Genomic DNA, 22,052 nt, shown 5'->3' on the forward strand with positions numbered 1-22,052 from the left:
GCCCCGGAGGGAGCGATTCACCTCGATTCCAGGGGGTGGACCCGTGGCCCACCCCCTGGACCGCACTGCTTTCCCGGGGTTACGGGCGCCAGGCCGCGAGGAGGCCCGTGTACAGCTCCGCGTCCGTGAGCTCGCGGGGGGTGGGGCCCGCGTGGAAGAAGGCGGCGTTCTCCGCCTTCAGCTTGCGGAGGTAGTCGAAGCCCTTCGCCTCGTGCTCGCCGAACGCGACGAACTGGAAGAAGAGGGGGTGCTCGGCCGCGTCCGCGAGGGCCTGGTTGGCGGGGCCCTTCGCGTCCGGGGGGCCGTCCGTCTGGAAGACGACCAGGGCGGGGCTGCCCTTGTGGTCCGACTTCTCGTAGTGGGACACGACCTCTTCGATCGCCGCGTGGTAGCTGGTGCGGCCCATGCGGCCCGCCGCCGCGTGCAGCTCGTCGATACGGCCCTCGTGCTCGGGGAGCGTGAGGGTGCCGGTGCCGTCGATCTCCGTCGAGAAGAAGACGACGTGCACGGTGGCTTCCGGGTCGGTGTGCGCGGCCAGGGCCAGGACCTGCTCGCCCAGGCTCTGGGCGGAGCCGTCCTTGTAGTACGAGCGCATGGACCCGGAGCGGTCGAGCACGAGGTACACCGGGGCGCGGACCCCGGTCAGCTCCCGCTCCGCCAACGCGGCACCGGCTGCCTTGTAGGCGGTGACGAGCCCCGGCGCACGATTCTTCACCTTCACAGCGGAGGTAGCGGGCTTCGCCTTGACGGAAGCTTCGGGCTCCGCCGGGGTCACGGGTACTTCCGCCGCTTCCGGCTCCGCCGGGGCCGCGGGCGCCTCCGCTGCTTCCGGTTCCGCCGGGGTCACGGTCTCTTCCGCGGGAGCCACGGTCTCCGCCGCTTCCGGCTCCACCGGGGCCGCGGGCACCTCCGCTGCTTCAGGCTTCGCCGGCGTCACGGTCTCTTCCGCGGGGGCCGCAGCGGCGGGGGCCTCTTCCTGCTCGGCTTCGGGCCCGGGGGCCGCGGGGGTGTCCTGTTGTGGGCAATCGTCCCGCTCGGCGGGACGGGTGGGCACAACTGACGGTTCCGGGCCAGCGGCGTCAGCAACAGCCTCGGGCTCGGGGGCGACAGCCTCGGGCTCGGGGGCGACAGCCTCCGGCTCAGGCTCGGGCTCGGGGGCGACAGCCTCCGGCTCAGGCTCGGGCTCCGGGGCGACCGCCTCCTGCTCCCGCGCCGCAGGCTCCGGCTCCGGCGAGGAAAGGTCCGGCTCCGGCGAAGGGGGCGGCACCGACACCCGGTCACGATCGAACGCCGCGGCAACAAGATCATCCACCGCCGAAGGCGAAGGCTCCGACGCCGGCCCCGGCACAGTCGGCTTGGGCTCGGCCACCGGAGGCACCCGCTCGGACGAGGGCCCCGGCACAGTCGGGGCCGGAGCGGCAGCCTCCGCGGCCCCCGCGCTCCCCGCGCCCCCCGCAGCCTCCGGGGTCTCGGGGCTCTCCGAAGCCTCGGGAGCCTCGGGTGCCGTTGTCTCAGGCTCCGGAGCCCGCTCCCCCTTGCGTGAAGACCGTCCGAACGCGTTCCGCAGGACACTCAGAATGCCCATGGGTGCACCCCTTCGCGTGAGTTGATTCCCGATAACCCCTGGCCAGGGCGGACACGTAAGGTTAGCCGCCGCAATAGGCGATCTTGGTGAGGGTCGCCCAACCGTCACCCTCACCGCGCCCCCGCGTGCCGCCCGCACAACCCCCGCAGCTCAACTGCCCTTTGTGCGCTCCCGGTTCACCTCCCGTTCATTCTCAGGCCGTCGCCCTGCCGACCTCCGCGCCTAGCGTCACGGCGGAATCAAGCCACGCCCGAGCCAGGCCGTGCAACGCCACACGACGGAGGAACCGTGCCCAAGCTGCTGCCGATCATCACCTCGCACCAGGGGAGCGGCGGCCGTTCCGCCATGACCTGCCGGTTCCGGTGTGGTGATGCCTGTTTCCACGAGGTGCCCAACACCAGCGACAACGAGTACGTCGGTGACGTCATAGCGGGCGCGCTCAGCCGCCGCTCGATGATGCGCGCCGCCGCGGTCGTGACCGTGGCGACCGCCGCGGGCGGCGCGGTGCTCGCGGACCCGGCCGCCCCGCAGGCGGCAGCCGCGCCCCGGAAACCGGAGTCGCACAAAAGCAAAAAGGGGGCGCGCGGTCTCCGCTTCACGCCCGTCGCGCCCAACACCGCCGACACCGTCACCATCCCGGACGGCTACGCCCAGAACGTCGTCATCCGCTGGGGCGAGCCCATCCTGCGCGGCGCCCCCGCCTTCGACCCGGACAAGCAGACCGCTAAGGCACAGGCAGGCCAGTTCGGCTACAACAACGACTTCCTGAGCCTCCTGCCGCTGCACCGCGAGCGCGGCCGCCAGGTCCTCGTCGCCAATCACGAGTACACCGACGAGATCCTGATGTTCAAGGGATACAACGCCGCGAACCCCACCCGCGAGCAGGTCGAGATCGCCTGGGCCGCCCACGGCCTGTCCGTCGTGGTCGTCGAGGAGGAGCGCAGGAGCGGCAAGCTGACCGCCGTCAGCCGCCACCAGCTCAACCGCCGCCTGACCGTCACCAGCGAGTTCCGCCTCACCGGTCCCGCCGCGGGCAGCAAGTACGTCCGTACGAAGGCCGACCCGCGCGGCACCACCGTCCACGGCACCCTCAACAACTGCGCCGGCGGCACCACCCCCTGGGGCACGACCCTGCACGGCGAGGAGAACTTCAACCAGTACTTCGCCAACGCGGAGAAGGTCACCGAGCCCGCGGCCGCCGCACGCCTCAAGCGCTACGGCGTCATCGGTGCCGCCTCCGAGCGCAAGTGGGAGCGGTTCGACGACCGCTTCGACCTCGCCAAGGAGCCCAACGAGGCCAACCGCTTCGGCTGGGTCGTCGAACTCGACCCGTACGACCCCGAATCGACCCCGCGCAAGCGCACCGCGCTCGGCCGCTTCAAGCACGAGGCCGCGCAGCCGCGCCTCACCCGCGACGGCCGCCCGGTGGTCTACATGGGCGACGACGAGAAGTTCGACTACTTCTACAAGTTCGTCAGCAGCAAGCGCGTCGACAAGGGGAAGTCGCGGTCCGCGCACGCGCACAACCTCACGCTCCTCGACGAGGGCACCCTGTACGTCGCCAAGCTGACCGGCGACTCCCCGGCCGGTGACATCGACGGCACCGGCAAGCTCCCGGCGGACGGCGAGTTCGACGGCAGCGGCGTCTGGATCCCGCTCGCCACCGCGGGCCCGGGGGGCCACGCCGTCTCGCACGTCGAGGGCATGACCGCCGAGGAGGTGTACGTCTTCACGCGCCAGGCCGGTGACAAGGTCGGCGCCACGAAGATGGACCGCCCCGAGGACATCGAGCCCTCGCCGCACACCGGCAAGGTCTATGTCGCGCTGACGAACAACTCCGACCGCGGCAAGGCGGGCAAGGCCGCTGCCGACGAGGCCAACCCGCGCAACCTCAACAAGCACGGCCAGATCCTGGAGCTGACCGAGCGCCACAACCGCCCCGAGTCGACGACCTTCGCCTGGTCGCTCTTCCTGGTCGCGGGCGACCCCGAGGACCCGGCCACGTACTTCGCGGGCTTCCCGAAGGACAAGGTCAGCCCGGTCTCCTGCCCCGACAACGTCGCCTTCGACCCGCACGGCAACCTGTGGATCTCCACGGACGGCAACCAACTCGGCTCGCACGACGGCCTGTTCGGCGTCGCGACCAAGGGCGACCGGCGCGGTGAGCTCAAGCAGTTCCTGACCATGCCGACCGGCGCGGAGACCTGCGGCCCGCTGGTTCAGGACCGCCGCGTGCTCGTCTCCGTGCAGCACCCGGGCGAGGTCGACGGCGCGTCCGTCGAGAAGCCCGCGAGCGCGTGGCCCGACGGTGCGGGCAAGATCGTCCGGCCTGCGGTCGTGTCCGTCTGGCGCAAGGACGGCTGCGACATCGGCGTCTGATCTGCAGTTACGGCGATGGGGCACTCCCTCTCCAGGGGGTGCCCCATCGCCGTATCGCTCGTCGTACCGCCGCTCTCGCGAGGTCAGTCGTTCCGCTTGCGGCGGTGCATCGCGAAGCCGAGGCCCGCCGCGCCGAGCGCCGCCATGCCGCCGCCGGCCGCCATCAGCGGGGCGCTGTCGCCCGCCGGGTGCAGGCCCTCGGCGCCTGCCTTGACGCCGCCCTTCGGGACGATCTGCGAGGTGCCGTTCTTCGGCGGGGTCTGCGGGCGGGTGTGGGTCTGGGTTTGGTTCTGGCTGTGGTTCTGCTGCTTCTTGCCCTCGGTCCAGCCCCGCATGGTGCCGTCCGGGTTCAGCACGAAGTGGGCGCCGTTGTGCCGGCCGTACGCGGGCTTCTTCCCCGACTGCTTGATGGTGTCCCAGACGGTCTTCTTGCCGGTGTCGGGAGCCTTGGCGATCATGTCGGCCTCGTAGCCGCTCTTGACCTTGTAGACCTTCGCGTCGAAGCCGCTGCCGCCGAGGTTCGTGTACTGGCGGACCAGGACGCGCTTGTGGTCGGGCTTCGGCTCCGGCTTGGGCTTCGGCGGGGTCGGCTTGGCGCCGGTCCTCGTGATGGCGCCGTCGGCGGAGAGCGTGAAGGTGTTGCCGTCGATCTTGGTCTTCGCCGGGTCGATGTACGCCTTCAGGGAGCCCTTGACCGAGCCGTGGTGCCGGATCTCGGCCTTGGCGGTGCGGGCGGAGCCGTTCACGTCGACCTTCGCGGTCCAGCCCTTGCCGAGGTCGGTGGTGCCCTTGGAGACCCAGCTGCCGGGGACGGGCTTGTCCTTGTCTTTGTCCTTGTCCTTGTCCTTGTCCACGAGCTTGGCGGTGGCCTTGCCGTCCGGGGTCAGGGTGAAGGTGTTGCCGTCGATGGTGGTGCTCGCGGACTTCTCGTACGCGGTGAGCGAGCCCTTGGCGACGCCGTCGAGCGAGATCGTGGCCTTGGCGGTGCGGGCGGAGGCGTTCACCTCGACGTCAGCGGTCCAGCCCTTGCCGAGGTCCGAGGTGCCCAGCGACTCCCAGCTGCCGGGCTTCGGCGTCTCGGTGTCGGTGTCCTTGTCAGGGTTCGCGTCGTTGTCCGCGTCCTTGGACTTGTCCTGGTTCGTCTGATCCGTGTGATCCGTCTGGTCCTGGCCGTCGCCCTGGCCGTTGTCCTGGCCCTTGTCCTGGTCCGTCTGACCCTGATCCGTCCGGTCGTCCGGAGTGACCTGGCCCTGCGGGTTCGGCGGGGTATCGGCGGCGAAGGCCGCCGTCGTCGGGACGGCGAGAGCGGCGATGGCCCCGGTGGCGATGGCGGCGTTGCGGAAGGTACGGCGGGTGGCGCGCATAGCGGATCCCTTGTGGCTGGTCGGTCGAACTGTCCGTCTTTGTGCCTCTTTGCGGCGGCGACAGACATGAAGCTACGGGCGCTGTGTGTGCGTCATCCGTAGGGAACGTAACAACTGGCCACATAGCGGCACGCGGAACCATAAAACGGGCAAAAGCGCAGGTCAGGGCACGTGCCGCCGAAGGTCACCAGTTGTCCGGGACTGTTGTCCGGGACCTAGGTCACCGAGGGCGCCCGGCAGCCGGGATCAGGCCGCCGCCGACCGCCCTTCGAGCCATTCCCCGTACGCGGGCGACTGCCGTGCCGCCTCCCAGTACGAGGCTTCGAGCTCGCCGTAGACCGCGTCGAGCTCCCCCTCCGTACGGGCCGCCACGAGCAGCCGCACGCCGAGCGGGTCGCCGTCCAGCGGCCGGACCACCATGTCGGGTCTCGCGTGCGAGGTCGGCTGGCAGACCGTGACGACCTCGCCGGTGGCGACGAGGGAGGCCGCGGTGAGGTAGTCGCCGTGCAGGACGCGCGGGTTGAGCCCGGCCGCGCGGAGCACCCGGAGGAGCCCGTCCCACTCGCCGTCCACCGTCGGGTCCACCATCCACCGGTCGGCGGCGAGGTCGGTGAGACGTACGACGGGCTGCCCGGCCGCCGGATGATCGGCGGCCAGGAAGACGAACTGCGGCTCCCGGTCGACCAGTACGCGCCACCGCAGCCCCTCCGGCATCCGCAGCGGACTGCCCTCCACCTCGTGCACGAAGGCAACGTCGAGCTGCCCGCCCGCGACCATGCGCAGCAGCGCGTTCGCGGAGACGTCCATCTGGAGCGAGGTCTCGGTGGCGGCGGGCAGCCGCACGCGAAGCCGCCGCAGCCAGCCCGGTATGGCACGGCTGGCCGTCGAGCCGATGCGCAGCTGCGGGCCCTCGGTGGCGTGCGCGGCGGCTGCCTTGGTCTCGCTGATCAGGGCCCGCATCTCGCTGACCAGGGGTCGGGCGCGGCTGAGGGTCATGCGGCCGAGCGGGGTCGGACGGCAGCCGGTGCGCTCGCGGGCGAAGAGCTGGCCGCCGATCTCCTGCTCGATGCGGCGCAGCTGGGTCGTCAACGACGGCTGGCTCATGCCGAGTTGACGCGCCGCCTTGTGCAGACTGCCGGTGTCGGCGATGGCGCACAGCGCGCGGAGGTGCCTCACCTCGAGCTCCATGGCTGTGAGCGTAGAGCGGCGGAGGGCGCCGCACCAGACTCACAAACCCCACGCGAACCGCCTGAGTTGGGCATGCCGGGGAGAGCGCGAAAGGTTGGCGGACGGAGGGTGATAGCTCGGGACTATCACCACTTGCCATCATCCCCAGACGCCCCGGGCTCCCCGACACTCCCGTTACCGAACCGTTCACCTTTCACGGAACGAGTAGGGAGCCCCCCACATGAGCAAGCGTTACCTGTCCGCCGTGGCCGTCCTCGGCCTCGCCGCCGCCGGTCTCGGCACGACATCCGCGACGGCCGCGACCCCCACCGCGCCGTCGACCACCGCCGGCTACGCGAACTACGCCGGTTCCGGCGAGGAAGCCGCGGCCAACAAGGCGTTCTTCGACGCTGTCCTGAAGTCGGTCGCCGAGAAGCGCGCCGCCAACCCGGGCACGAAGCAGGTCACGGTGGTGTACGACGCCTCCGGTGCCCCGACCTTCGCGCAGCAGATAGCCAGCAGCACCTCCATCTGGAACAGCGCGGTCTCCAACGTGAAGCTCCAGGAGGGCAGCAGCGGCGCGAACTTCGAGTACCGCGAGGGCAACGACTCGCGCGGCTCGTACGCGAGCACGGACGGCCACGGAAGCGGCTACATCTTCCTGGACTACGCGCAGAACCAGCAGTACGACTCGACCCGGGTGACCGCGCACGAGACGGGTCACGTGCTCGGCCTCCCGGACCACTACGAGGGCCCGTGCAGCGAGCTGATGTCGGGCGGCGGCCCCGGCACCTCCTGCACCAACTCGCAGCCCGACGCGAACGAGAAGGCCAAGGTCGACCAGCTGTGGGCCAACGGTCTCGCGAAGGCGCTGGACAAGCTGGACAGAATGGAGAAGGTCGGCTGAGCCCCGGCTCTGGCCCTCCGTAAGCAGTAATCACTGTGCCCGTCAGCGCGCTCGCGCTGACGGGCACAGTGCTGTGCGCTGCCGCGTCCTCTCCTGCCCCGCTACTTCTCGCTCGTGTAGTACCGGTAGAACATCGCCGCGAACACCCCGGCCGTCACCGCGAGCGCCATGCCCACGGACCGCAGGACGGTCGCGTCGGTCAGGCTGTACAGATAGCCGAACGCGATCCCGGCGAAGGCGGCCCAGGCGGCGGCGCGCAGCTCGCGCGGCAGCCCCGGCGCGATCATGCGCAGGCCCATGAAGACCGCGCCGACGACGATCGCGCAGATGAAGCCGTGCAGGACGTTGCCGCCGGTGATGGGGCCCGCGTCGCGCGAGATCGCCGCGGCCCAGAGGCCGTAGACGATGCCGAGGAGCACGGCGGCCGTACCGATCCTGGCGGCGGCGGAGCCGCCGAACACGTGCGGGAATGCCGCTGATGAGGTGGGTGCCACATGAGCCATGACGTTCCTCCAGTCACACTCGCCCCCGGGGTTCGGTGCAGGTCCGGTTCAGCCGGCCCGGGTCCGGTTCAGGTCAGTGATAGCGGTTGTAGCCGCCCTGGCACGTGTCCCAGCACGGCTTGTACTCCTGGCACGGGTCCGACGACGCACAGCTCGGCACGTGCTGCCCGCCGACGTCCACGTACGCGGCGCTCGCCCAGCCCTGCACCCCGCCCAGCCAGTACCAGGTCGTATCGCCCCAGACGCTGGAGCCGCGCGTCTGGCAATCGACGCGGTCCTGGCTCTCCGCGGGCAGCTTCGCGACGATGGAGGCTCCGGTGGACGGCGCGTCGCGGATCTTCAGGTCGTGGGGGGCGACGATCGTCCCCCAGATGACCTCGTGGTCGTTGTGCGTGGGTGCCGCCGCGGCGGATGCCGGAGAGGCACCTCCGAGGGACAGCGCGCCTGCGGCCAGGAGCGCGGCGGCGAGAGTTCCCAGGGCGGCCGGAGTGTTTCTCCGGGCCGGGGTGGTCCGCATGATCGACCTCCTCTTTCCCCTCCGTCCCCTCCGTGTCCCCCTCCTCCTCATATCCAGCAAACACCCGTTCGGGCGAACGCTCCACCGGACGATGAGTTTGCGCCGCGCGGACGGTCTGCCCTCGTAGCGAACCACTGACGTGGAGAGGGCGTACGACATGAACAGCGTGGCCATCGAGACCGCGGGCCTGGTGAAGACCTTCGGGGACAACCGCGCCGTCGACGGCGTGGACCTCACCGTCCCGGCCGGCACGGTCTACGGCCTGCTCGGGCCGAACGGCGCGGGCAAGACCACCACCGTGAAGATGCTCGCCACCCTGCTGCGCCCGGACGGCGGCGACGCCCACGTCTTCGGCCGTGACGTCGTGCGCGAAGCCGACGCCGTACGCAGCAGGGTCAGCCTGACCGGGCAGTACGCCTCGGTCGACGAGGACCTGACGGGCACCGAGAACCTGGTGCTCCTGGCCCGCCTCACCGGCCACGGCAAGAAAGCGGCGTACGACCGGGCCGGACAGCTCCTGGACGCCTTCGGCCTGAGCGACGCCGCCGCCCGCCAGGTGAAGAACTACTCCGGCGGCATGCGCCGCCGCATCGACATCGCCGCATCCATCCTCAACACCCCTGACCTGCTCTTTCTCGACGAGCCGACGACGGGTCTCGACCCCCGCAGCCGCAATCAGGTCTGGGACATCGTGCGCGCGGTCGTCGCGCACGGCACGACGGTCCTGCTGACCACGCAGTATCTGGACGAGGCCGACCACCTCGCGTCCCGCATCGCCGTCATCGACGACGGCAAGGTCATCGCCGAGGGCACCAAGGGCGAGCTGAAGGCGTCGGTCGGCGCGGGCTCGGTGCACGTGCGGCTCCGGGACGCCGGGCAGCGGGCGGACGCAGAGCAGGTGCTGCGGGTCGCGCTCGACGCTCAGGTCCAGCTCGAAGCCGACCCGGTCGCCCTCACGGCCCGCGTCGGCGACGGCGAGCGCGACGACAAGGACGCCGCCGAGAAGGCGTCGCGCGCCCTGGCCGAACTGGCCCGGGCGGGGATCACCGTCGACAACTTCTCACTGGGCCAGCCCAGCCTTGACGAGGTGTTCCTGGCCCTCACGGGCAGTCCCAGTCACGCAACGGAGACGACGAAGGAAGAGGCAACGGCATGAGCACCGCGACCACCCCCACCGAGGCCCGGGACCTGGCGCCGGTCAGCACCGAATCCCTCGCCGAACTGCTCATCGCCGGTGAAAGGCCTCCGCGCCCCGGCGCCCTCGCCGCGTCCCTGACGTTCGGCTGGCGGGCCATGCTCAAGATCAAGCATGTGCCGGAACAGCTCTTCGACGTGACGGCGTTCCCGATCATGCTGGTGCTGATGTACACGTACCTCTTCGGGGGCGCGCTCGCCGGATCTCCGGGCGAGTACATCCAGTATCTGCTGCCCGGCATCCTCGTGATGTCCGTCGTCATGATCACGATGTACACGGGCATCTCGGTCAACACCGACATCGAGAAGGGCGTCTTCGACCGCTTCCGCACGCTGCCGATCTGGCGCCCGTCGGTGATGGTCGGCTATCTCCTGGGCGACGCCCTGCGCTACGCGATCGCGTCCGTGGTCATGCTGACGGTCGGCATCATCCTGGGCTTCCGCCCGGACGGCGGAGTCCTCGGCGTCCTCGGCGGGGTGCTGCTCCTCCTGGTCTTCTCGTTCGCCTTCTCCTGGGTATGGACGATGTTCGGTCTCCTCCTGCGCACCGAGAAGTCCGTGATGGGCGTCAGCATGATGGTGATCTTCCCGCTGACGTTCCTCAGCGACATCTTCGTGAAGCCCGAGACGATGCCGGGCTGGCTCCAGGCCTTCGTCAACAACAACCCCATCACGCATCTCGCTTCCGCGGTCCGCGAACTGATGGCGGGCACGGCACCGGACGCGTCCCTGGCGTGGGCGCTCGGTTGGGCGGTGCTGCTCGTGGCGGTCTTCGGCCCGGTGACGATGCGGCTCTACAACCGCAAGTAGGAGCTTCAACCGCAAGCGGGAGCTTCTTGCCCCATCTGCACGCACCCCGGTCGCGCGCCGCGCGGCCGGGGTTTCTCGTGGGTGCGTGCTCAGACGATCGCTGTCCACCGTGCTGCTCGTACTCGCCTGCGTCCTCGTCCCGTTCGGTGCGCTCTCCACCTGGGCGAAGTACGAGATCGAGGACGCCGACAGGTACGTCGCCACGATGGCGCCGCTCGCCTCGGACTCCGCGGTACGGGACGCGGTGGCGGGCGCGGTCACGGACGCGGCGATGAAGGAGATCGACGTGGGCCCGCTCCAGGGCACCGTCGAGTCGTTCGTACGGGACGCGGTGCGGTCCTTCACGGGGACCCCGGCGTTCAGGACGGCCTGGAACACGGCGAACCGCGAGGCGCATGCGGCGGTGCAGGAAGCTCTCACCGACCAGTCGGACGGCGGTGCCGTCACCATCGACCTCGCGCCGATCACCCAGCAGGTCAAGAAGCAACTCGCCGACGACGGCGTGCCGTTCGCCGACCGCATCCCGGTCACGCACACCGAAGTGACGCTCATGCAGTCCTCGGACCTCGGTCCCTTCGGAAAGGGATTCCACATGCTCCAGGTCGCGGGCCTCTGGCTGCCGATCGCCGCGGTCGTCCTCGCCGTGGCCGGCATCTTCCTGGCGGTGCGACGGCGCAGGGCGGTCATCGGTACGGCGCTGGGCGCTGCGCTGGGCGGGGCGGTCCTTGCGGTGGCCGTCGCGGTGGGGCGCGGCCTCACCCTCGACGACCTCCCGAAGGACGTCTCCCGCCCGGCCGCGGAGGCGGTCTACGACGCCCTGACGTCATCACTGAGCGTGGCGGCGTGGATCACCCTGGGGCTGGGCCTGGCGGTGGCGGCAGCAGCATGGCTCCTGGGCCGCTTCCACCACCGCCCCTCCCGGGCCGATTGATCTGCCCGGGCAGCTTCGGTGCCCGCCATCGCCGGCTGCACCAGGCTCGTCCTCAAACGCCGGACGGGCTGAATGATCCCGGCCGGGCTGGAGGTATTCAGCCCGTCCGGCGTTTGAGGACGAACTCGGCGAAGCCGGTGATTGCGGCACGTACAAGGCCCTCGCGCCGAGCGAGTTTTCGGGAAGGGGCGGGGTTGGGGAAATGCAACCCTCCCGAGCCCCCCGCCGTCTCTAAGGGAAGATTCCGCGCAGAACCCCAGTCGGACCCTGAGGACCAGACGGAGAGGCCGGCCTTGGACAGCGCAACGGCAGCGAGGACGGCACCCCAAGACGACTGGCCCGAGCCGGAGGCGAAGAGCCGGCGCAGGCCGAGGAACCGCCCCTCCGCCTGGCTGGCAGCCCTGCTCCTGGCAGGCACAACCACCATCCTCGCCTTCCGCGCAGCCGACTCCGACGGCCCCACCCCCCTGCCCCAACTCCTCGCCTTCCTCCCCCTCCTCCTCGCCCCGACCATCGCCGCCCTCCTCCTGGCAGCCCTCGCCCGCTGGCGAACAGGCCTGGTCTGGGCAGTCCTCGCCCTCGCCGGAGTCGCCTGGTTCCTGGAGCCGTACGGAAAGGCGGACGACCCCAAGGGCCCCGCGGTGGCCGACGTCCGCGTCATGGCATCGAACGTCCAGTTCGGCCAGGCCACCCACGGCCTCCTGAAGGCGGTCCGCAAGGAGAAGCCGGACCTCCTCTTCGTCCCGGAGTGCGACTACACCTGCTCGGACACCCTGCGCGAGGAACTGCCCCGCTCCGAGTACCCCCACCGCACCGCGAGCGAAGCAGGCGGAGCCGAAGGCTCGGTGATCGTCAGCAAACTGCCCCTGAAGAAGACGAGCGGCCTGGCGGGCACCCTGGGCATGCCCGGCGCGGTGGCCGAACTGAAGGACGGCCACCAGATCCGCATACAGCTCGCCCACCCCATGCCCCCGCTGCCCAAGCAACTCGGCACCTGGCGCGCAGAACTGGCCGAGCTCCGCGACTACGCCGCCGAGGGCAAGCGCGAGAACCGCTCCACCATCATCGCGGGCGACTTCAACGCGACCCAGGACCACGCGGCGTTCCGCGACATCCTGGACACCGGCGGCGTACGCGACGCCGCCCGCCTCGCGGGATCCGCCCGCACCACCAGCTGGCCAGCCGACCTGATGTCCCCCCTCGGCACCCAGATCGACCACGTCCTGGCGACCCCGGACTTCTCGGCGAGCGACGCCCGCTTCCTGGAGATCGGCGACACGGACCACCGGGCCCTGGTGGTGGACCTGACACTGCACAGGCCGAAGGGGTAAGCCGCCGAAGCGGTAAGCCGCAGGTCAGACCGGGCAAAGCAACACCAAGGGCAGCAATAATGTCCCCATGCGCCGCCGCGACTCCCCCGCCCCACCGGGCTCACCGGGCCCACCAGGCTCACCGGACTCACCGGCCTCACGCGCGCCGAACGCCCGCGCCCGCGCCCGCACCCTCGCCCCACCCCCCTGGCTGGTCAGAACGCTCAAACCGCAGGCGGCCCCGATCCCATGGGCGGCGGTGGCCCGCGCCTCCGTCGCGCTGACGCTGCCGCTCGCCGCGGGCCTCGCGGCGGGGCAGCCCGCGTACGGAGCGCTCGCCTCGATGGGCGCGCTCTCCGGAGTCATCGGCGACACCGCCGACGCGTACCGCATGCGGATCTTCAACATCGCCGTCCCGCAGCTTTTCGGCGCGATCGGCGTCACCATCGGCTCGCTCGTCTTCGGCCACGGCTGGGTCGCGGTCGGCGTCGTCACGCTGGTCGCCCTCGTCTCCGGGATGATGTCCACGATCGGCGCCGTGGCGTCCGTCGCAGGGCTGCTCCTGCTGCTCAACTCCGTGGTGGGCGCGGGGCTTCCGATGCCGGGGGACTGGTGGCTCGCCCCGGTCCTGATGACGAGCGGCGGCCTGCTCGTCCTCCTCCTCGCCCTCCTCGCCTGGCCGCTGCGCTCCGGCATCCCCGAACGGTCGGCCGTCGCCGCGACCTACCGCAGCGTGGCCGCGCTGCTCGAAGCGGCGGGCACCGAGCGGTACGACGAGGCGCGCACCGCCGTTACCGCCTCCCTCAACCAGTCGTACGACCTCGTCCTCGCCCGCCGCACCCGCGCACACGGCCGCAACCCGGACCTGGTCCGCCTGGTCGCCCAGTTGAACGCGATCACGCCGGTCATCGAGGCCGCGCCCGCAGCGCACCAGTGCGGCGTTCCGATGCCGCCGGAGTTCCCGGCGGAGGTGCGGCGCCTGGCGGCGGCGGTGGCGGCGCCGGGCCGTGAGCCGATCCCCGTCCCGGCGCTCCCCGAGCCGCTCGACCCGTCCGCCGACGCCGTGGACCACGCCCTGCGGCACGTGGCCGAACTCCTCAACGACTCAGACCCGCACGGCGTCGTGAACGTCGACGACCGCCTGGGCCGTCCGGCGGCCCTGCGCGTGAGAGCACGCCGAGCCGCCCGCAACGTCATCCTGTCCGGCGCGTCCTGGCGCTACGGCCTGCGTCTGGCCCTGTGCATCGGCATCGCGCAGTCCCTGGTGTCGCTGATCGAGGTGCCCCGCTCGTACTGGGTGGCGCTCACCGTCACGTTCGTGCTCAAGCCCGACTTCGGCTCGGTGTTCTCGCGTGCGGTGCTGCGGGCGCTGGGTACGGCGGCGGGGCTCGTCGTCGCGGCGGCGGTGCTCTCCGAGGTGCCGCGCGGCTGGTGGGACCTGCCGGTGATGCTGGCCCTCGCCACCCTGATCCCGGCGCTCACGCCCCGGGGCTACGGCTACCAGACGGCGGCGATCACCCCGGTGATCCTGCTCCTGTCCGACGTCCTGAACCACCAGGGCTTCGGCCTGGTGGCACCCCGCCTCGTCGACAGCCTGATCGGCTGCGGGATCTCGCTGGTCGCGGGGTACCTGCTGTGGCCGGAGAGCTGGCACACGCGGATCGGCGACCGCCTGGCGGATGCGGTCGCCGATACGGCGTCGTACGTGGAGAGCGCGTTCGGCACGGCGGTGGACGTGGCGGAGCGGGCGCGGATGCGACGCGGCCTGTACCGGGACCTCTCCACCATCCGCACGGAGTTCCAACGAGCCCTGACCGAACCGCCTCCGATGGGGGCGAGGGCCGCGGCGTGGTGGCCGGTGGTGATCGCCGTCGAGCGGATCGTCGACGCGACCACCGCCGCGCGGGTCCGCATCCGCCACGGGGCACCGGAGCCGACCCTCACCGAGGTGGGCGAGGTGGCCCGCCAGCTCCACGAACTCTCCGATGGGCTGCGGGGTTCCGAAACCCTGGAGGAGGTCTCGACATCCTTCTCCACCACGGGCCCCCAGGACAGCGTCCTGGAACCCCTCCGCCAGGAGGTGGTGGCCGCAAGAGCGATCACTTCTCCGCAGAGCTGAGGGGGGCTGAGATTTCCCCGAGCCGGGTAAATCTCAGCCCGTCCGGCGTTTGAGGACGAACTCGGCGGAGCCGGTGATGACGGTACGTACAAGGCCCTCGCGCCGAGCGAGTTTTCGGGAAGGGGCGGGGCTGGGGCTAAAGCTGCTCAAGATCCACCGCACGGGCCATCGCCGCATACCCCGCATCATTCGGATGCAGGTGATCCCCGCTGTCGTACTCAGGAGCAAACCGCTCCCCGTCCGCCGGATCGGCCAGCGCCCGGTCAAAGTCCACGAACGCGTCGTACTCCCCGGAAGTCCGCACCCACTCATTGAACTCGTCGCTCACCTTCGCCGCCCGCTCCCCGTAGTGATCGGACCCCCCGAGCGGCAGCAGGGTAGCCCCCACCACCCGCACCCCCTTCGCCTTCGCGGCCCGGATCAACTTCCGGTGCCCCGCGATGAGTTCAGCCGCACTCACCACCGGCGCGGGCTTGTACGTGGGCGTGTCGCTCTCGCTGAACCCGATGTCGTTCAGCCCCTCAAGGACAACGACGGTCCCCACCCCCGGCAGATCCAACGCGTCCCTCCCGAACCGCGCCGTCCCCCTCTCCCCGTACCAGGCCGAGTCATTGAGGACGAGATTCCCGCCGATCCCGGCGTTCAGGACCGGCCGCGGCGACCCCGCCTTCGCAAGGCGTTCGGCCAGCGCATCGGACCACCGGCGGTTGAGGTCCGTGGAAGAAGCGAAACCGTCAGTGGTGGAGTCCCCGAAGAGAACGATGCCGTCGTTGCGGCGAGCACGCTCGCCCGTCACATCCACCCCCGACAGGAAGTACCAGGACTCCGACGTCTCGTCGAACGCCCCCGCCCCCACATCCCCGGTGTGCTCCCCCTCCGCCCGGTAACTCGTCGCGAACGACTGCGCGTGGAAGGTCGCGGGCCCGGTCGTACCCGCCAGATGAAGAGTGACGGTCACCGACTCGAAGGCCTTCAACCTCAACCCCGCCCCATCGCTGGACAGTTGGCCGTGCGCCGGTATCGACACCGACCGTCTCCCCTCGAAGGTGAGCCGCCGCACCGAGCCCTCCTCCACCGCGGCCCCCTTCTTCGTCCGCGCGATGGTCGCCCCCGCGATGTGCAGCGGCGAGGTCCCGTACGCGTTGGACAGCCGGATACGGGCTCTGTCGCCGCCCTCGGTAACGCGTACGACCTGCCGCAGGGTCTGCCCGGAGAAGCCGTCCTCCGACCAGTTGGGCTTGAAGCCGGTACTGGCGCGCTGCGGCGAAGCGGCCCAGGCGGCGGCCCAGGAACCCCCGGACCGCGACCCCGAGCCCGAGCCCGAACCCGAGCCCGAAGCGTGAGCCCCCGTGACAGCGATACCGGCCGTCACGGCGAGCGCCGCAGCCACAGCAACGACAGAAGTACGAGTACGGGTGTGGGTACGAGTACGCGAAAGCATGGGAATCTCCCCGGAGTTGAGGCCCTGGAGTCGAGCAACGACGTCCGCTCGACCTGACTCCTCAAAGATCCGCCCCCACCAACCCCCGATCAACGACGATCCATGAAACGATTGGCGTGCTCAGGCTTATAGATGCAGGTCAGAGGCGGACGGGGTGGCACGGGGCGATGGAACGGCAAGAGCTCGAAACCTTCCTCACGCTCGCCGAAGAACTCCACTTCGGCCGCACTGCCGAACGCCTCCTCCTCTCCCAGGCCCGCGTGAGCCAGACCGTGAAGCGCCTGGAGCGCAAGATCGGCGCCCCTCTCTTCGAGCGCACGAGCCGCAAAGTGGAGATGTCCCCCCTCGGCCGCCAGCTCTACGACGATCTGGCCCCGCTGCACGTGCGCATGGAAGCCGCCGTCGCCCGCGCCAAGGACATGGCCCGCGGCGTCGACGGAGAACTGACCGTCGCCTTCCTCGGGTCGGGCGCGGGCTCGCTGACCTCCGCGATCCTGGCGGAGTTCCGCGAGCGCTGCCCGCACTGCGACGTGCGGATGCGCGAGACGCAGTTCGGCGACCCGCTCGGCGCGCTCCGCAGCGGCGAGGCCGACGTCCTCTTCACCTGCCTGCCCGTGGAGGAGCCGGACCTCACCGTCGGGCCGGTCGTCATCAACGAACCCCGCATGCTCGCCGTACCCCTCGGTCACCGTTTCGCCGGTCGAGCCGGTGTGTCCCTCGAAGAGTGCGCGGGCGAGACCTTCTTCGGCGTCGTCAACGGCGCGCCCGCCTACTGGTGGGACTTCCACGTCCCGCCCCGCACCCCCAGCGGCCTCCCGATCCGTCGCGGCCAGGCCGTCGCCGGATTCCAGGAGCTGATGACGCTGGTCGCCACCGGGCAGGGGGTGTCGCCGGTCGTCGCGTCCGTGGAGAAGTACTACTCGCGGCCCGACATCGTCTTCGTACCCCTGCACGACCTCCCGTCGGCCGACGTCGCGCTCATCTCGCGCACGGCCGCGGCAGGCACCCCGCGTCTGGAGGAGTTCGTACGAGCGGTCCGCGACGCCGTGGCGGCGAACGGCGGCCCGGCGCCGTTCTGAGGCTCACCCGCCCCGGCGGCAGGCTCACGCCACCGGCTGCGGCGCATCCTCCTTGACCAGCATCTCCGGTCGCCCCGTGACCAGCAGCCAGGCCGGCAGCGCCGCCACGCACAGCATCGGCAGCAGCCCCACGTCCATCACCACGACCGCCGCCGTGAACAGGCTCAGCCACCCCTGCCGCGTCGTGGCGAGCAGCAGCCCGAGGATGGCGCAGGTGATCGCGAGCGCGGGCGGCACCGCGTCCACGAGTGCGTGCGCGAACATGCCGAGTGCCACGCCCACGAAGACGGCGGGAAAGATCCGCCCGCCCCGGAAACCGCAGGTGGCGGCCACACACAGCGCGACAAGCTTCACCAGGGCGAGCAGCAGCAGATTGCCCGCGTCGTGATCGGCGGCGTGCGCGGTCAGCTCCTTCATCTCCTCCAGGCCCTTGAAGAGCGTGAGATGTCCGCCGAGCGCGCCCAGGGCACCCAGGACGAGACCGCCCACGGTCAGCATCAGTACGGGGTGTCCGAGCTGCCGGAAGACACGGTGGAGGTACGGGAACGCGTACACCGCGCACAGGCCGACCGCCGCCGCGCCCGTGCTGATGACCATCGCGGAGAGCACGTCGCCCCAGTGCGGCCCCGGGTACGCCTCGACGTCGATCTGGAACGTCGGATGCGCGATGAGGACGGTGGTCAGCGCCCCGGCGCCCGCCGCCACCAGCGGCGCGAAAAGCCGGTCCCACAGGGGCCGCGGATCGGGTCCGGGAGCCGTGACGGTCTCGGAGAGCACGAGCGCCGCCGCGACCGGCGTGCCGAACAGCGCGCCGATCGTCCCGGCCGCGGCGAGGGCCACCCAGTCGCTCGCGGGCGTACGCGGCATGGCCCGCATGCCGAGCGCGTACGCGAGGGCGATGTTGATCGCCGTGATCGGGTTCTCCGGGCCGAGGCTGACGCCGCCCGCGAGGCCCACGACGACGGCGAGCGCGATGCCGGGAAGCACCCGCACCGGCAGCGGCGGATCGACGAGCCCCAGCGTCGCGGGATCGGGCCCCGCGTGCCCCGGGATCTTCCACACGATCAGCCCGACGACGAACCCCGCCGCCGTGAGCACGCCGATGATCCATCCCGCCGATGTACCGGAGACCCCGACCGCGTCCGGCAGCCCGTCCCACAGCAGATCCTGCAACCGCTCGGCGATGAAGCTGAGCAGCAGCAGGATCAGGCTGGACCCCACCCCCACGAGCAGGGCGGGCACGACGAGCGGCAGGAGCGCGCGGGCCTGCGGCGTCATGGACCCCACAGAGGGTCAGTGGGCGGCGGGCGGAGGCGTGGGCCCCGTACCGCCGGGATTGGTGCCGCTGGGCCCCTCGGCGAACGGGCCGGGCCCGCTGGACGTGGGCCTGGGACCCCAGCCCCCGGCCGCCGAACCGCCGCCCGGCGGTACGCCGTGGCTGTGCCGGTCCGGGTGGTCCGTGCAGAGCGCCCAGATGACGAAGATGCCGATCGCGATGGAGATCAGCGCCCAGACCGGCTGGTAGGGCAGCCACAGGAAGTTCACGACGACGGCGAGCGAGGCGAGCCCGACGCCGAACGCCCTGGCCCAGGTCGCGCCCTTGAGGATCCCGTAGCCGGTCACCGCGACGAGGATGCCGAGGATGAGGTGGATCCAGCCCCACGTGGTGAGGTTGAACTTGTAGACGTAGTCGCCGATGCGTGTGTAGACGTCGTCCTTCGCGATGCCCGCGATGCCCTCGAAGATGCCGAGGATGCCGTTGACCAGCATCAGGACACCCGCGAACATCGTGCCGCCGGACGCCCACAGGCTCTCGCCGCTCGGTTTGCCCGTGCCGCTGCCGCTGCCTCCGCTGCTGCTCATGAGCGTCGCCTCTTCTCTGTCGCCGGAATTCACAGCGTGTGACAGCCGTACGGGCCTCGCGAGCGGGCTTGGGCCGAACGGGTTACCCCTCGTACCTCGCCATTTACGCGATTCACGCACCGTCGCGCAATCAACTGATTACGCTGGGCTACCAATGAACTGCCCGCCGCACGGCGCCGGTTGAAGGGGTGGCCCCCACATGGTCAACATCCGCGACCTCGACCCCAGCGCGTCGCCGCTGGACTACTACGGCTCGGAACTCCGCCGCCTGCGCGAGGCCGCGGGCCTCAACCAGGGCCAGCTGGGCAGCTGCATTTTCTGCACGGCGTCGCTGGTGGGCCAGATCGAAACGGCGAGGAAGGTACCGACGAGGGATTTCTCCGAACGGGTGGACGCGGCGCTGGGGACTGGCGGGGTGTTCTCGCGGTTGGTGGGGTTGGTTCTGCGGAGTCAGCTGCCGAGTTGGTTCCAGGCGTATGCGGAGCTTGAGGCGAGGGCTACGTTCATCTCTACGTATCAGTGCCAGGTGGTGTACGGGCTCTTGCAGACGGAGGCGTACGCGAGGGCGCTACTCGGCGTAGACCAACCGGACAGGACTGCGGAGTTCGTGGCGGCTCGGATGGAGCGGCAGCGCATTCTGGAACGAGAGGCCCCGCCTGCCTTGTGGGTGGTTCTCGGCGAGGCGGTGCTGCACCAGGAGGTCGGTAGTCGCGAGGTCATGCGAGGTCAGCTGGCCCGTCTGCTGGAGTTCCGCGACCACCCGTGGGTGCAAGTCCAGGTGCTCCCCTATTCGGTCGGCCAGCACACGGGAATGATGGGTGCGTTCAATCTCCTGCGCTTCGAGGACGACCCGGATCTCTTCTACGCGGAGAGCTACGACTCGGCCCATATGACGGCCAACCCGCAAGTGATCAGGGAGCGTTCGGTCGGTTACGCTCGATTGCAGAGCTGTGCCCTCCCCTCGGAGGGCTCGGCGAAACTGATCGCGCATGTGATGGAGGAACGCTATGGGCACCGCAAGGCACCTGCCGGTCGCACAGTGGCGTAAGTCGTCCCACAGCGGGACCAACGGCGGTGACTGCATCGAATGCGCCCCCCTCGACGGCGCGGCATGGCGCAAGTCAACGTACAGCGGCAGCACCGGCGGCGACTGCATCGAGTTCGCCCAAGCCCCCCGCCACGGCGTCATAGCCATCCGCGACAGCAAGAACCCCCAAGCCCCCGCCCTCACCACCACCCCCCGCGCCTTCGCCGCGTTCGTGCAAGCCGCAGCAACCCGCACCCTGAGGTAGCCCGCTAGGGCGCCTCCGCGACGGCCTTGGTGATCTCGGCGGTCATCCGGCGGATGCCCGGCGAACGAGCCGGGCAGGGGCGGGACTTGGCCGTGGTGGGGGCAAGGCAGAAGTGCAGATAGTCGTCGCCGCGGTGCAGTGCCGTACGCCCGCGGCCAGGATCGGTGCAGTACGCGGGGTGCTCCCGTTCGTACGACGTGCACGGCAGCTTCTCCACCCAGGTGTGTCGGCCCGACGCCGGGGCGACCGCGCGGCCCGCGTCGGCGACGATGCCGCCCGCGGCCCGCGCCTGCGCTTCGTAGATGGCGTTGACGCGCCGTACGCGATCCGGGGTGATCGGGTCGGGACCTTGCAGCACCCACACGATGCGCGGCGGGCTCGACCCACCGGCGCCGCGGATCTGCGAGGCAAGTGCCTTCGCGTCGGCGGTGTACCGGTCGAAGTACTTCGCACGGGCCTTGTCGTACGTGATGCCGTCCATGCACGGCGTATAGCCCCACGCGTTGCCCCAGAACTGGAGCACCACGAAGTCCGGGCGCTGCTCGCGCACCAGCGCGGCGGCCTTGTCCTTGTCGGGGACGAGGGAGTCCTTGCCGGTGCCGTCGAGGTAGTCGCAGAGGGTGGTGCCCGAGTAGGGCGCGCTGGTGTAGCGCGCGCCCACCTCGGCGCGTAACTGGTCGCCGAGGACGTTCTGGTTCTCCATTGCGAGGGAGTCCCCGAGATACAGGACCTTCGGGGCTTTTGTCCGGGACTTTTCCGCAACGCGCTGCCGGGTGGTCGATGTCGGCGACGGCGACTTCGACGGTAGCCGGGCGGGGTCGTCGCCTTCCGGCGTGCGGTCCGCGGCCGGGGCCTTCGGGGCGGCAGCCGGAGTGCCCCCGTCCGGGCCGGGGTCACCGCACGCCCCCAGGAGCAGCACAGCGGCCAGCACCCCGCCCACCCACGCCTTGCGCATGCGCCAACTCCCTCCCACCCGACCGAAAGAGCCCCAAGGCAAGCACAGACGCACCCGCGTGAGAAGACACGAGGGATCGCTTCCGGACCGCCGGGACCGTCCGCACCGTCCGGAGCGTGCGGACCGGCATTACCCCGGACGTAATCGACCCCCGCGCGACCGCTCGGCAGTCTTGGGTCATCGCCACGGCACGACGAAACAACCACCTCACGGGAGGCTGACCCGCCATGACCGCACACGACACCGCCGCGTACGAGACCGCCGTCGCCCGCTACTTCGAGGCCTGGAACGCCGAGGGCGCCGACAACATCGGCAAGGCCGTCGCCGCCGCCTGGACCGAGGACGGCAGCTACACGGACCCGCTGGCCGACGTCTCGGGGCACGCGTCCGTCGCCGCCGTGATCAACGGGGCCCACGAGCAGTTCCCGGGCTTCGAGTTCCGCCAGATCGGCACGGTCGACGGGCACCACGACATCGCGCGCTTCGGCTGGGAGCTCGTGTCGTCCGCGGACGGCTCCGCTCCCGTCGCCGGATTCGACGTCGTCAAGCTGGCCGACGACGGCCGAATCCTTACCGTCCACGGGTTCCTCGACCGCGTGCCGACGGCCTGAACGAAACGCGGCCCGCCCCGCGAAC

Annotated in this window: 19 protein-coding genes and 1 pseudogene; 11 read left to right on the forward strand and 9 right to left on the reverse strand. The window is 70.6% G+C overall.

The window, feature by feature from the left end; all coding sequences use genetic code 11:
* Window positions 1-79: 79 nt before the first annotated feature.
* Window positions 80-1,054 carry a VWA domain-containing protein gene (locus tag ACQKIP_RS08750; RefSeq protein WP_427742625.1) on the reverse strand — a complete coding sequence of 325 codons (975 nt, stop codon included), beginning with the start codon at window positions 1,052-1,054 and terminating at the stop codon, window positions 80-82.
* 819 nt (window positions 1,055-1,873) lie between these two features.
* Between ACQKIP_RS08750 and ACQKIP_RS08755 the strand changes: the two genes are divergently transcribed.
* Entirely contained in the window at window positions 1,874-3,964 is a 2,091-nt protein-coding gene (locus tag ACQKIP_RS08755; protein ID WP_365859224.1) for a PhoX family protein, read from the forward strand.
* 83 nt (window positions 3,965-4,047) lie between these two features.
* Here ACQKIP_RS08755 and ACQKIP_RS08760 read toward each other — a convergent pair whose 3' ends face one another.
* Both ACQKIP_RS08760 and ACQKIP_RS08765 read right to left on the reverse strand, forming a co-directional pair.
* Complete coding sequence (locus ACQKIP_RS08760; RefSeq protein WP_365859222.1) at window positions 4,048-5,328, reverse strand: hypothetical protein; 1,281 nt, start codon at window positions 5,326-5,328, stop codon at window positions 4,048-4,050.
* A gap of 246 nt (window positions 5,329-5,574) precedes the next feature.
* Window positions 5,575-6,516 carry a LysR family transcriptional regulator gene (locus ACQKIP_RS08765; RefSeq protein ID WP_365859220.1) on the reverse strand — a complete coding sequence of 314 codons (942 nt, stop codon included), beginning with the start codon at window positions 6,514-6,516 and terminating at the stop codon, window positions 5,575-5,577.
* A 220-nt stretch (window positions 6,517-6,736) separates the two neighbouring features.
* Between ACQKIP_RS08765 and snpA the strand changes: the two genes are divergently transcribed.
* A complete protein-coding gene (gene snpA / locus ACQKIP_RS08770) occupies window positions 6,737-7,402 on the forward strand; it encodes a snapalysin (protein WP_365859218.1) in 666 nt (221 codons plus the stop codon).
* A 101-nt stretch (window positions 7,403-7,503) separates the two neighbouring features.
* Here snpA and ACQKIP_RS08775 read toward each other — a convergent pair whose 3' ends face one another.
* Complete coding sequence (locus ACQKIP_RS08775) at window positions 7,504-7,905, reverse strand: hypothetical protein (protein WP_365859216.1); 402 nt, start codon at window positions 7,903-7,905, stop codon at window positions 7,504-7,506.
* A 73-nt stretch (window positions 7,906-7,978) separates the two neighbouring features.
* Complete coding sequence (locus ACQKIP_RS08780; protein WP_365859214.1) at window positions 7,979-8,422, reverse strand: SH3 domain-containing protein; 444 nt, start codon at window positions 8,420-8,422, stop codon at window positions 7,979-7,981.
* A gap of 157 nt (window positions 8,423-8,579) precedes the next feature.
* Here ACQKIP_RS08780 and ACQKIP_RS08785 point away from each other — a divergent pair, with 157 nt between their 5' ends.
* From ACQKIP_RS08785 to ACQKIP_RS08805, 5 genes are all read left to right on the forward strand, one after another.
* Window positions 8,580-9,578: an ATP-binding cassette domain-containing protein gene (locus ACQKIP_RS08785; protein WP_365859212.1), complete on the forward strand. Its 999-nt coding sequence runs from the start codon at window positions 8,580-8,582 to the stop codon at window positions 9,576-9,578.
* Complete coding sequence (locus ACQKIP_RS08790; protein WP_365859210.1) at window positions 9,575-10,426, forward strand: ABC transporter permease; 852 nt, start codon at window positions 9,575-9,577, stop codon at window positions 10,424-10,426. Before ACQKIP_RS08785 ends, ACQKIP_RS08790 begins: the two co-directional genes overlap by 4 nt.
* An 85-nt stretch (window positions 10,427-10,511) precedes the next feature.
* The gene (locus ACQKIP_RS08795; protein WP_365859208.1) at window positions 10,512-11,357 is read left to right on the forward strand and encodes a hypothetical protein; all 846 of its coding nucleotides are present in this window, start codon (window positions 10,512-10,514) and stop codon (window positions 11,355-11,357) included.
* A gap of 293 nt (window positions 11,358-11,650) precedes the next feature.
* Window positions 11,651-12,688 carry an endonuclease/exonuclease/phosphatase family protein gene (locus ACQKIP_RS08800; RefSeq protein ID WP_365859206.1) on the forward strand — a complete coding sequence of 346 codons (1,038 nt, stop codon included), beginning with the start codon at window positions 11,651-11,653 and terminating at the stop codon, window positions 12,686-12,688.
* A 67-nt stretch (window positions 12,689-12,755) separates the two neighbouring features.
* On the forward strand, window positions 12,756-14,786 hold the full coding sequence (locus ACQKIP_RS08805) for an FUSC family protein (protein WP_427742635.1): 2,031 nt from the start codon (window positions 12,756-12,758) through the stop codon (window positions 14,784-14,786).
* A gap of 136 nt (window positions 14,787-14,922) precedes the next feature.
* Here ACQKIP_RS08805 and ACQKIP_RS08810 read toward each other — a convergent pair whose 3' ends face one another.
* On the reverse strand, window positions 14,923-16,227 hold the full coding sequence (locus tag ACQKIP_RS08810) for an SGNH/GDSL hydrolase family protein (protein ID WP_365859204.1): 1,305 nt from the start codon (window positions 16,225-16,227) through the stop codon (window positions 14,923-14,925).
* Window positions 16,228-16,394: 167 nt separating this feature from the next.
* Here ACQKIP_RS08810 and ACQKIP_RS08815 point away from each other — a divergent pair, with 167 nt between their 5' ends.
* Complete coding sequence (locus ACQKIP_RS08815) at window positions 16,395-17,306, forward strand: LysR family transcriptional regulator (protein WP_365859202.1); 912 nt, start codon at window positions 16,395-16,397, stop codon at window positions 17,304-17,306.
* Window positions 17,307-17,330: 24 nt separating this feature from the next.
* On the opposite strand, the gene ACQKIP_RS08820 is transcribed toward ACQKIP_RS08815, so the two are convergent.
* Both ACQKIP_RS08820 and ACQKIP_RS08825 read right to left on the reverse strand, forming a co-directional pair.
* Window positions 17,331-18,584 (reverse strand): ion channel protein, encoded by a 1,254-nt coding sequence (locus ACQKIP_RS08820; RefSeq protein WP_365859200.1) that lies wholly within the window; start codon window positions 18,582-18,584, stop codon window positions 17,331-17,333.
* A gap of 177 nt (window positions 18,585-18,761) precedes the next feature.
* A pseudogene (locus ACQKIP_RS08825) lies at window positions 18,762-19,169 on the reverse strand (DUF7144 family membrane protein); the annotation flags it as partial.
* 199 nt (window positions 19,170-19,368) lie between these two features.
* Between ACQKIP_RS08825 and ACQKIP_RS08830 the strand changes: the two are divergent.
* Together ACQKIP_RS08830 and ACQKIP_RS08835 are read left to right on the forward strand one after the other, a co-directional pair.
* A complete protein-coding gene (locus tag ACQKIP_RS08830) occupies window positions 19,369-20,217 on the forward strand; it encodes a helix-turn-helix domain-containing protein (protein WP_365859198.1) in 849 nt (282 codons plus the stop codon).
* A complete protein-coding gene (locus ACQKIP_RS08835) occupies window positions 20,177-20,461 on the forward strand; it encodes a DUF397 domain-containing protein (RefSeq protein ID WP_365859196.1) in 285 nt (94 codons plus the stop codon). Before ACQKIP_RS08830 ends, ACQKIP_RS08835 begins: the two co-directional genes overlap by 41 nt.
* A 4-nt stretch (window positions 20,462-20,465) precedes the next feature.
* Here the strand turns inward: ACQKIP_RS08835 and ACQKIP_RS08840 are convergent, their stop codons facing one another.
* Window positions 20,466-21,416, reverse strand: coding sequence for an SGNH/GDSL hydrolase family protein (locus ACQKIP_RS08840; RefSeq protein WP_365859194.1), 951 nt, complete (start codon window positions 21,414-21,416; stop codon window positions 20,466-20,468).
* A gap of 227 nt (window positions 21,417-21,643) precedes the next feature.
* Here ACQKIP_RS08840 and ACQKIP_RS08845 point away from each other — a divergent pair, with 227 nt between their 5' ends.
* Window positions 21,644-22,027 (forward strand): nuclear transport factor 2 family protein, encoded by a 384-nt coding sequence (locus ACQKIP_RS08845; protein WP_365859192.1) that lies wholly within the window; start codon window positions 21,644-21,646, stop codon window positions 22,025-22,027.
* Window positions 22,028-22,052 lie beyond the last annotated feature (25 nt).

Source organism: Streptomyces sp. NPDC059900, from assembly GCF_050270335.1.
GTDB lineage: Bacteria > Actinomycetota > Actinomycetes > Streptomycetales > Streptomycetaceae > Streptomyces.